General features: G+C 64.8%; 11 protein-coding genes. 6 read left to right on the top strand and 5 right to left on the bottom strand.

What is annotated here, in order from left to right:
* Positions 1–473, bottom strand: a 473-nt coding sequence (locus LC574_RS09935) for a hypothetical protein (RefSeq protein ID WP_229453370.1), incomplete at its 3' end; no start/stop codon positions are given.
* Positions 474–604: 131 nt separating this feature from the next.
* Here LC574_RS09935 and LC574_RS09930 point away from each other — a divergent pair.
* The 5 genes from LC574_RS09930 to LC574_RS09910 all read left to right on the top strand — a co-directional run bounded on the left by LC574_RS09930 (position 605) and on the right by LC574_RS09910 (position 6,021).
* Complete coding sequence (locus tag LC574_RS09930) at positions 605–1,765, top strand: DegT/DnrJ/EryC1/StrS aminotransferase family protein (RefSeq protein WP_229453369.1); 1,161 nt, start codon at positions 605–607, stop codon at positions 1,763–1,765.
* A 481-nt stretch (positions 1,766–2,246) separates the two neighbouring features.
* Entirely contained in the window at positions 2,247–2,984 is a 738-nt protein-coding gene (locus LC574_RS09925; protein WP_229453368.1) for a hypothetical protein, read from the top strand.
* A 125-nt stretch (positions 2,985–3,109) separates the two neighbouring features.
* Entirely contained in the window at positions 3,110–3,799 is a 690-nt protein-coding gene (locus LC574_RS09920; RefSeq protein ID WP_229453367.1) for a hypothetical protein, read from the top strand.
* A 590-nt stretch (positions 3,800–4,389) separates the two neighbouring features.
* Positions 4,390–5,133, top strand: coding sequence for a hypothetical protein (locus LC574_RS09915; RefSeq protein ID WP_229453366.1), 744 nt, complete (start codon positions 4,390–4,392; stop codon positions 5,131–5,133).
* Positions 5,134–5,265: 132 nt separating this feature from the next.
* On the top strand, positions 5,266–6,021 hold the full coding sequence (locus LC574_RS09910) for a hypothetical protein (RefSeq protein WP_229453365.1): 756 nt from the start codon (positions 5,266–5,268) through the stop codon (positions 6,019–6,021).
* A 100-nt stretch (positions 6,022–6,121) separates the two neighbouring features.
* On the opposite strand, the gene LC574_RS09905 is transcribed toward LC574_RS09910, so the two are convergent.
* The 4 genes from LC574_RS09905 to ychF all read right to left on the bottom strand — a co-directional run bounded on the left by LC574_RS09905 (position 6,122) and on the right by ychF (position 10,133).
* Entirely contained in the window at positions 6,122–6,595 is a 474-nt protein-coding gene (locus LC574_RS09905; protein ID WP_229453364.1) for a cupin domain-containing protein, read from the bottom strand.
* A 76-nt stretch (positions 6,596–6,671) separates the two neighbouring features.
* Positions 6,672–7,694 carry a type I phosphomannose isomerase catalytic subunit gene (locus LC574_RS09900; protein WP_229453363.1) on the bottom strand — a complete coding sequence of 341 codons (1,023 nt, stop codon included), beginning with the start codon at positions 7,692–7,694 and terminating at the stop codon, positions 6,672–6,674.
* A gap of 175 nt (positions 7,695–7,869) precedes the next feature.
* The gene (locus LC574_RS09895; RefSeq protein WP_229453362.1) at positions 7,870–8,562 is read right to left on the bottom strand and encodes an AIM24 family protein; all 693 of its coding nucleotides are present in this window, start codon (positions 8,560–8,562) and stop codon (positions 7,870–7,872) included.
* Between the two features lie 461 nt (positions 8,563–9,023).
* Positions 9,024–10,133: a redox-regulated ATPase YchF gene (gene ychF / locus LC574_RS09890; RefSeq protein WP_229453361.1), complete on the bottom strand. Its 1,110-nt coding sequence runs from the start codon at positions 10,131–10,133 to the stop codon at positions 9,024–9,026.
* 93 nt (positions 10,134–10,226) lie between these two features.
* Here ychF and LC574_RS09885 point away from each other — a divergent pair.
* Positions 10,227–10,446: hypothetical protein (locus LC574_RS09885; RefSeq protein ID WP_229453360.1), on the top strand; the 220-nt coding region annotated here is incomplete at its 3' end.

Genomic DNA, 10,446 nt, shown 5'->3' with positions numbered 1-10,446 from the left:
TCCTCGAACTCCTGCGGATTGATGGCGTTGTCGAGCTTGGCCCGTTCGGCGGCTTCGAACCGCAGCTTGGCCAGCTCCAGGTTCGCCTGGGCCGTGGTCAGCCCGGCGTCGTTCTCGGCGCGGACTTTCTGCACCGCGAGGCTCGTGGAGGCTTCTCCGTCTCGGGCTCGGATCAGCAATTGTCCCGTATTCACGCGGTCGCCCGTCCGCACCGCCACTTGCGCGATCTCGACCGGGAAGGTGAACGCCATGACGGCGTCGCGGTTGGGGCGCGTCACCCAGCCGTGCCCGCCGAATGCCGCCGCACGGGAGTCAAAATCGCCCGCCATCGGCCTGCTGGCCGTGCCCGGCTCGCGCTGCGGCGCCGGCGCGGGTGAAACACCGGGTTGGGCCGCACCGTTCACGGAAAGCAGCCCGCAAAGACGCAAAGCCAAACAAGCCCCGACAAAGGTGAGGGTGTTCATGTGCATCATTGTATAGAGGTGACATTCGTCGCAACCCGTCATCCCGTTCCGGCGAAGTCGAGAGTCCGCGACCTAACGTACCGCCGGTCGCCGCGGCCGAGCCGGTCGCGGCCTGCCCTTCGTCCCCCTGGAGAACCTGCATGAGCACCGCCGCCCCCTCAGCCCCTTCCGTCCCCGCCAAGGCCACCATCCCCTTCATGCTGCCGCAACTGCATGAGGCGGACATCGAGGCGGTGAACAAGGTGTTGAAGTCGGGCATGCTCCGTGCCGCCGGCAAGTGCGAGGAACTCGAGAAGCGCCTGGGCGAGATGTCCGGCGCCAAGCACGCCATGACCTGCGCCAACGGCACCTGCGCCCTGCAGCTGGCCTACGAGCCCCTCTTCCAGCGCGGCGACGACGTGCTCGTCCCCGCCTGGTCCTACATCGCCACCGCCGCCATGCTCGTCGCCCGTGGCTGCAACCCGATCTTCGTCGACGCCGACCCCTCCACCGGCCAGATCGACGTCGCCGACATGGCCAAGCGCATCACCAAGAACACCAAGGGCGTCGCCGCCACCCACATGTACGGCACCCCCGTGAACATCGAGGGCGTGCAGGATGTCGCCCAGAAGCACGGCCTCAAGGTCGTCTACGACTGTGCCCAGTCGCACCTGTCCACCTTCAAGGGCCAGCCGGTCGGCAAGTTCGGCGACGCAGTGACCTATTCGTTCTACGCCACCAAGAACCTCGGCACCGGCGAAGGCGGCATGATCACCTGCAACGACGACGCCCTTGCGCGCCAGATCAAGCTCCTCCGCTCCCACGGCGAGACCGAGAAGTACCTGCATGAGCAGGTCGGGTACAACTACCGCATGAACGACATGGCCGGCGCCATCGCCTGCTCGCGCCTGGACCGCCTGCCCCAGGAGACCACAGCCCGCCAGAAGGCCGCCGCCCGGTACGACGCGCTGCTGGCGGAGTTCGAGGCATACCTCTCGCCCATGCGCGTCACCCCCGGCGCCGTCAGCGTCTACCACCTGTACACGGCGAAGCTGAATCTCGACAAGCTCCGCTGCTCTCGCGACGAGTTCTGCAAGAGCCTCATGGGCGAGGGTGTTCCCACCGCTGTCCACTACCCGCGCAGCCTCCCGCAGCAGCCGGCCTTCAAGGCGTTCATGGGCATGCAGAGCGCCGCGTGGCCCGTCGCCGACACGCTCGGCCAGCGCGTCTTCAGCCTGCCGATGCACCACGGCCTGACCGACGCGCACTTCGCGCAGGTTCAGACCGCGATCCGCAATGCGGTGAACGCGTTCAAGAAGTAAGTCATGAATTGATGTTGAATTGGCCACCTGTTCAGGTGTAAAACATACAAAACCCCGGGAGTATTCCTGGGGCTTTGTTTTATGCAATTGATGAAGTTGAGAAATTGAACTCGTTTGATCTTGCAAGTCGATGTGACGCGCGAGAGGATGCACGGGCCTGATCATCGCGAGCCCATGATGCGAGCGAAGGGAGAGGTGGCATGAGAACGCATTTCGCGTTCGCCGTTGTTGCGGCAAGTATGGCGACCGCTGCGTGCGCGGACTTGCAGGTCTTCGGCGGTGGCGGTGATTCGCGATCCTTGCGCGAGAGCGTTTTTCGGCCTTGCCGGAGTGTGTCTGGGATATCGCCGGCGGTGAGTCGAGCCGGATGGAAGGAAAAGAGATTGCTGGTTGCAAACCAAGAGAGACATGATTGGTGTGGGGAGCAGCCGCGGGCGTGCCGCAGCGGTTTCTTGCACGGCTCGGATCAGGAGAGATGCTCATGAATACTCGTTTGATCGTTGCGTCCGCGATGATGGCCGGCTTGGCGGCTCAGGCCCAGGCCTCGCTCCAGGCGTTCTCGGCTTCGCCGTCATATTCCTGGATGCCGTCAGGGTTCAACTCGAGCGGCCCGTTCCCCGGCATGGCGTTTGATCCGCAGCAGGGCCCTGGCCAGAGCGGGGCATCGACCAGCAACAGCATCACTCAGTGGTACATGTCGCCGCCCACGGGCGGCTCGCCGACGGAGCTTTATTGGAGCGCCGGCTCTAATGTTCGCATCTCCGTGACGCCTGTCGCGGGGTTTGCCGGCTTTGTCACAGCGTTTGGGCTGAATCAGGACCACGCAACGTACTCGCGTCCAACGGACTTCAGCGCCGCCGCGAGCGTTGGTCCCGGCGGGGCGTTTGCGTCGGAAGTGATTGTCGGCTGGGGGCGGGGCTTCTCGTCTTTCAGCGTGGATTACGCGCTGAACAACATCACGCCTTTCCCGCCGTTTATCTATGAATCGCTGCCGGAGAGCATGGTCATCGGTCTTGAGTTGACGATCTCGGGCCAGATTCACTATGGCTGGGCTTTGGTGCATCGTACGGGCGCTTATCCGAACCGACTGGGGCGCTCATGGCAGGTCGAGCGCTGGGCATATGAGACGACGCCCGGTGCCGCGGCGGCGATCCCCGCTCCGGGTGTCGCGGCGCTGTTCGGCCTCGCGGGCATGGTTGTTTCGCGTCGCCGTCGATAAGAGCAGACATCGAGAGTCAAAGGAAGGCGGCAGGTGAAGTGAGTACGCGGTTTCGTCCGTGCGGTGCGCACGGCGCAGGTGTTCTGCGCTCGCATATCGCACAAGGTTGATACAGGAGAGCTCTCATGAATACTCGGTTGTTCGTTGCACCGGCCGTGATGCTCGCGCTGGCGGGCTCAGCCCAAGCCTCGCTCCAGGTGTTCACGGCTTCGCCGTCTTACCCCTGGACGCCGACAATCAACACGTCGGGCGGCGGGTTTGCCGGCCTGGATTTTGACCCGCTTCAGGCGTCCACCCAGACCGGCGGAGCCACCAACACCAGCATGCAGCAGTTCTACGAATCGCCCGTCACCAGCAGCATGCCCACGGAGCTCTATTGGCGCGCGTCGCGGACGGACGTGAAGATCGCCGTGACGCCGGTCGCCGACTTCGCCGGGCTGATCCGCCCCGGCAGCGGCCCCGACGGGATCACTTCCTATTCGGCGCCGACGGACTTCAGCGCGGCGGCCTCCGTCGGCTCCGGCAATACGTTCTCCAATGAAGTCCTCGTGGGCTGGAGCCGGGGCTTCAACGACTTCGGCGTCGACTACGCCACCTTTGGAATGTTTCCCTGGGAGTACATCCTTCACACCCTCCCGGACACCATGATCATCGGCCTGGAGCTGAAGATCTCCGGCCAGACCCACTACGGCTGGGCTCTGGTGAACCGCACCGGCGGCGGCAGCGGCCTCGAGCCGTGGTGGGAGGTCGAGTGCTGGGCGTATGAGACGACGCCCAACACCGCAGCAGTGATCTCGCTGCCCCCGGCTCCGTGAGCCGCCGGGGACGTACCTGTGGCTGTGCGGCGGGCTTGATGGCCTCGATCCTTCCCGCGTCCAGTTCTTTCGAGAAAGAGCCGCACGTTTGTGCGGCTCTTTTGCTTGGAGCATGAGGAATTTGAAATCGTGAACAAGGCATGAAGCTTTCCCAGCGGTTTCCCCAGAATGTCATTCGTGCTTCGCAAGATTGCTTGCGGCCGCCATGAACACGACGGACAATAATGCTTGTCGTGTCCGCGTGGATTCTCTCGTCCACGCCGAGAAGACGAGAAGGAAGGATCGGATTATCAAATGTGCTGTACGAGGGCGTTGTGGTCCTGGCGGCATTGCGGACGATGAGAAACGCCCCCAGGGAATCCTTGATGGATGACCTGAGGGTTGCGTTCTTCTGCTTAAGTAAGTGGAGTGCTTTGGCGTGAGGGTGCGTGACCGAAATGTAAAGCCTGAGGGAAACCCAGCGTCTGATAAGAAAATGCTGGAAGGATGGGAATCCTGGAACACTCGCCAATGCGGTACGGAATAGCCATGTGCGGGCATATTCATGCCTGAATGCGGTAGGGGACTATTTACGAGAAGAGGAGATTGCGATGAGCAAGCGTTCAGTTGTTGCCGTTGCCGGATTGCTGTCGGTGGCCGCCGCCGCCCAGGCGGACCTTCAGGTTTTCACGGCTTCGCCGTCGTATCCGTGGACACGGACTGAGCAAGTCGGTCCGAACACGTATCCGGGCATGCAGTTTGACCCGCTCCAAGGCGCATCGCAGACGGGCGCGCCGACCAGCACCAGCATCAACCAGTTTTACGTCTCCCCCGCGGGCAGCAGTTCACCGACGGTGGTGACGTGGAATGCCGGCTCGAACATCCGCATCGCCGTCACGCCGGTTGCGGGCTTCAGGCGACTGGTTCGTCCTGGCCTCGACGGGGGCGAGTTCGGCTATGCGCGTCCTACGGATTTCAGCGCCGCCGGCGCGGTCGGTCCCGGCGGCTCCTTTGCGTCAACAGTGGTTTCAGGATGGTCGAGCGGCTTTCAAGCCATGGGCGGCGAGTATGAGTACTACGTCGATCATGGAACGCATTTCGAGCTCGTCACCGGATCGCTGGGTGCTTCGATGGTCATCGGTCTTGAGCTGACGCTCTCCGGGCAGACGCACTACGGCTGGGCGCTGATCCGCCGTACGGGTGACTTCTTCGGCGACCCCACCCGCGGCGACTGGGTCGTCGAGCGCTGGGCGTACGAGACCACGGCGAACACTGCGGCGGCCATCCCCGCTCCGGGTGCGGCAGCGGTCCTTGGCTTGGCAGGCATGCTCGCGTCACGTCGCCGCCGCAAATAAACGGTCTGGCTGGGCAGATACACCATTCGCGTGAGACGGCGCAGCTCGCCGTCTCACGTTTTTCTGAAGCCCGGTGTGATCGGGCTGTACGCGTCGATGTGCTGCGACATTCAGTCGCCAGGAGGATGATCCATGAGCATGAACGCACGGGGTCTTGCGGGGTTCGCGGCGTTGGCCTGCTTCGCCGCGACGGCTCAGGCCGAGCTGCTGGTGTACTCGGCGAATCCCCATTATTCATGGCTGCCCACGGCACTGGGCGGGTTCAGCCAGGTCTTCCCGGGGATGCAGTTTGATCCGCTCCAAGCAGTGCAGAACGGATCTGCGACGCCAACGAGCATCGACCAGTGGTACCAGGATCCGAGCACGAGCAGTTCGCTCACGGAGCTGTACTGGCGGACGGGGCCGAACGTCCGCATCGGGGTCACGCCCGTCTTTGACTTTGCCGGCTTTGTCCGGCCGCCGTCGTCGCAGTCGGACTCCATCACCTCGTATAACCGGCCTACTGACTATTCGGGACAGGCCGCCGTCGGTCCTGGCTCCGGCAGCTTTTCGTCGAGCGTCATCGCCGGCTGGGGCCGCGGCTTCAGCGGTTTCGGCATCGACTATCTGCGCTACGTCGACCCCGCCACGTCGTGGGCGACTTATCAGGTCTCGCTTCCGAGCTCCATGGTCATCGGGCTGGAGTTGACGATCGCGGGGCAGACGCACTACGGCTGGGCGCTGGTGCATCACACGGGGTTCTATGTCAACCGCCAGGACGGGGCTTGGCAAGTGGAGCGCTGGGCGTATGAAACCACGCCTAATACGCCGGCGGTCATTCCCGCTCCGGGCGCTGGTGCGCTGCTGGGCGTGGCGGGCGTGATTGCCTCGCGCCGCCGTCGCAAGTGAATGAGCAGGGGTAAGGACTGTCAAAGGCGCATGGAGCGGCGGTTTTCACCGCTCCATGCGCTTTATGCATGCGCAGGCATGCTCGTGAGCGGCGAGATGCTTACTGCGGCGGCTCGATCATCAGGCCGTACTTCGGGCACGCGGCCATGACTTTGCCGATCATTTCGTCGGTGACTGGCGCGGGGGCGGTCGTGCCGGGGGGGACTTCGACGCCGCAGGCGGCGAACATGTCCTCAAGCCCGGCCGGGGAGAGGGTGAGGATGAAGCGGGCGGGGGTGGATTCGCGGTTGGTGAAGCGGTGGCGCTGGCCCCGGGGGGCGAAGACGCACGTGCCGGGGCCGGCGACGACCTCCTTGTCGCCGATGAGGAACGTCACGCGCCCTTCGAGTACGACGAAGGTCTCGTCCTCGTTCGTGTGGGTGTGGGGTGGGGGGCCGCCGCCGGGGCCGATGACGCAGTCCAGCACGGCCTGCTCGCCGTTGGTCTCTGCGCCGGTCACGAGGTAGCGGTAGACGTCGCCCATGATGGAGATGGCGCGGGCGTCATTGGCGTGTCGAAGGGTGGAGGCTTTCATGGTCGTGCGGGGTGTGTGGGAAAGAGGGCCTTGTGTGCGGCGGGGAAAACTGAAACGAAGGCTCGAGTTGCCGGGCCTACTGGCCGACCTGCGCGAGCAGGACCGAGCAGCCGCCTGCGACGCCTTCCACGCGGGCGTCGCCGGCGAGGGCCGCCGGCACCAGGGCCGTCGTGCCGGCGCGAAGCTCGATCGGGGCGAAGGCGCCGGCGGTGCTGGTGAGGCGCGACGAACCGCTGACGGCCATGACCACGGCGCAGCGGCCGCTTTGACCGAGCGTGGTCGGCGAGCCTTGGGCGGGGCGCACTTCATCGAGCGTGAAGAACTCGGTGGTGACGAGGCGAGTGCGCGGGCGCGAAGGGTCGAACTTCGTCGCCTCCGGCGCGGGACCGAAATCGATGCACGCCATGGCCTGCTGCACGTGCAGCTCGCGCCCCTTGCGGCCCCAGTCATAGACGCGGAACGTCGTGTCGCTGGGCGTCTGCACCTCGGCGACCAGGACGCCCGCGCCCAGCGCGTGCACCGTGCCGCTGGGGAGATTGTGGCACTCGCCGGGGATCGCCGGGAACGCCGCGAGCATCTCGACGCACCCCTGCCCGTCGCCGCTGCGCAGGGCCTGCTCGAACCGCTCGCGCGTCACGCCGGGCTTCACGCCCTTGTAGATCATGCTGCCGGGCTTGGCGTCCAGGATGTACCAGCACTCGGTCTTGAGATGGCAGCCGGCGTGCTCGCGGGCATACCGCGGCGAGGGGTGCACCTGCACCGAGAGGTCTTCGATCGCGTCCAGGTACTTCACCAGCAGGGGGAACCCGCTGCCGGTCTGCGAAGGGCCGGCCCCCAGCAGATTGTGGCCCCAGAGGGCCAAGGCGTCATGGAGCGTGCGGCCCTGAAGTTCTCCGGAGGCGATGATGGAGCGGGCCGCGCCGCCGCCGGCGCCGCTGGCGCTGGTGGTGCCCATGTCGGCCAGCTCCCAGCTCTCGCCGATCTTCGCCCCGGCTTTGACGTCCTTACCGAAGCGGCCCAGGCGGTCGCCCCCCCAGACCTTCTCCATGAGGAGCGGGCGGAAAGTGAGCGGGTACGGCGAGGGGGTGCTGCTGGACATGGGCGGAGGGTAGCCGTCAGCCGTCAGCCGTCAGCCATCAGCCATCAGCCATCAGCCATCAGCCATCAGCCATCGATTATGCTTGTCGCCGGCGGTTTTCGGGAAGCCAACCGCATTTTCTGTGTCTTTGTCTTCAAGCTGAAGGCTGTGGGCTGAAGTCTGACGGCTCCAAAGATCAGCTATCGCCCTTGGCGAGATCCTCCTCGTATGGCTGCACGACGACGAAGCCTTCGCCCTGGAACATCATCTGGAAGCTCTCGCCGCTGCCGCGGCCGAGGAAGGTCTTCAGGCTCATGTCGGTCTTGAACTCGGGGCTGAGCCCGCCCGACCAGGCGACGGTCGCCTGCGGGTCGGTGAAGACCGGATTGCCGGGGCTGACGCGCAGGACCAGCGGCTCGCCGTGCGTGCCGAAGGCGACCATGCCGGTGCCGCCGACCTTGACGTTGAAGAGCCCGCCGCTGGCCATGGCGGCGATCTTCCGCATCATCGTGATGTCCTTGCTCAGCGTGGATTCCAGCGCCAAGAGGTCGCTGCCGTTGACGAAGACGGTCTCGTTGTTGAGCTTGAGGACGGTGATGAGCTTGCCGCCGTCGGCCAGATACAGCTTGCCGCGGCCTTCGGCCTTGGAGAGCGAAGCACCCTCGCCGGAGATGGCCTTCTTCAGGAAGTTGCCGATCCCCTGGTCGAGCATGCCTTCGCGAGTGAACTTGATCTGGCCGGTGTAGGCCACCATCGCGCCGACCTTCATCCAGATCATGCCGTTGAGGTTGCACTCGAGCACCCGGTCGGACTCCAGCTCGAAGAGGCCGGAGTTGGTCGAGTCCTCGGCGTGGTCGGCGACGAACTGCGAGAGGGAGTGAGCGGGCATGAGAAAACCCCTTTCAAGCCGTGGGCATCGTGTGACGGCACATCAGCGGATGGACATCCGGGCGGCAGGCTGAGATGTTACCAGGAATCGACGCGCGGCCGAAAACGCCTTCAAACGAGGATTTCAAAGCATGCAAAGCGCAAGAAGGTGCCGCATGTTCTCTTTCTCACGCACTCAACATGCGACGTTCATCCGGGAAGGGCATTCGGTGAGCATGAACACCATGAACGCCCCTCAATCTCCTGTTGGAAAGCCTTGGTCGCGATCGGGAAAGGTTCGCCCGGCTCTGCTTCTTTGGGCATTGGGTGTTCCACTCCCGTTCGTCCTGCTTTTCCTGCTCATTCGCGGATGCGTCGGGTGAGTTCAGCCATCTTTTGATTGTGGTTTGCGCAAAGGCCAGACACTGGTCTGACTTTCGTCAGACCAGTGGCACGGGAAGCCTTTGAGTTCACTCGGCCGGATCAGACGTTGAACAGGAAGTGGCAGACGTCGGCATCCTGCATGACGTACGCCTTGCCTTCGACGCGCATCTTACCGGCTTCCTTGATCGCCTTCTCGCTGGTGTACTTCACCAGGTCGTCGACGCCGTAGATCTCGGCGCGGATGAAGCCGCGCTCGAAGTCAGTGTGGATGACCCCGGCGGCCTGCGGCGCAGTCGAGCCGACGTGCACCGTCCAGGCGCGGACTTCCTTCTCGCCGGCGGTGTAGTAGCTCTGCAGGCCGAGCAGCTTGTACGCCGCGCGGGCCAGGGCGCTCAGGGCCGGCTCATCCATGCCGTAGGCGACGAGCATTTCCTTCTTTTCCTCGGGGGTGAGGCCGGAGAGTTCGCTCTCGATCTTGGCGCAGACGGGGACGACTTCCATCCCCTCTTCCTTGGCCCGGGCGCGGACCTTGCTGGCCAGTTCGCCCGTGCCGTGCACGTCGCTCTCGTCGACGTTGGCGACGTAGAGCACGCGCTTGGCGCTGAGCATGCCCAGGCTCTTGACGATCTTGACCTCCTCGGGATCGGTGAGGGAGGAGACGACGCCGCGGGCGGGCTTGCCGTCGTCGAGGACCGGCGCGAGCTTCTTGAGGACGCTGAGGCGGGCGATGGCCTCCTTGTCGCCGCTCTTGGCGGCGCGCTCGGCCTTGCTCATCGAGCCTTCGATGGTCTGCAGGTCGGCGAGGATGAGCTCGGTCTCGATCGTCTCGATGTCGCGGATGGGGTCGACCTTGCCGTCGACGTGGGTGATCTCCTCGCCGCCGGGGGCGTTCTGGAAGCAGCGGACGACGTGCAGGATGGCGTCGACCTCGCGGATGTGGCTGAGGAACTTATTGCCCAGGCCCTCGCCCTCGCTTGCGCCCTTGACGATGCCGGCGATGTCGACCAGCCGCAGCGCGGCGGGGATGACCTTCTGCGTCTTGATGTACTTCTGGATGACCTGCAGGCGGTCGTCGGGGATCGGCACGATGCCGACGTTGGGCTCGATGGTGGCGAAGGGGTAGTTCGCCGCGAGGACGCCGGCGTTGGTCAGTGCGTTGAAGAGGGTGGACTTGCCGACGTTGGGCAAGCCGACGATGCCGGCTTCCATGGGGTATTCCTGGAGATATGACGCGGAAAGCCGCGCCGGGGGCGGGGGAGGCGGGAAAGGAGGGGAGTTTAGCGCGGCAAGGCGAGCCGGGCGGTGCACGCAGCCACGGAGAGAACCGCCCCCAATCTCACCCGGTCAGTGCGTGAAGTTGGCATTCGCGTCGCCGGAGCCCAACGAGCCCGGGTAGGAGCTGCCGTTGATCGCGCTGGCGTTGACGGTCGCGGCGACGATGGGGGCGACGGCGTTGCCCGCGGCGATCTGCCAGTTGGTGGTGGTGTTGCCGGAGCAGGTGTTGCGGGCGATGAAGCTCCCG

The organism is Nostoc sp. CHAB 5715, assembly GCF_020829685.1.
Lineage (GTDB): Bacteria > Cyanobacteriota > Cyanobacteriia > Cyanobacteriales > Nostocaceae > Nostoc.
Note: the sequence above shows the minus strand (reverse complement) of the source record. Positions and strands in the feature narration are given on the sequence as shown.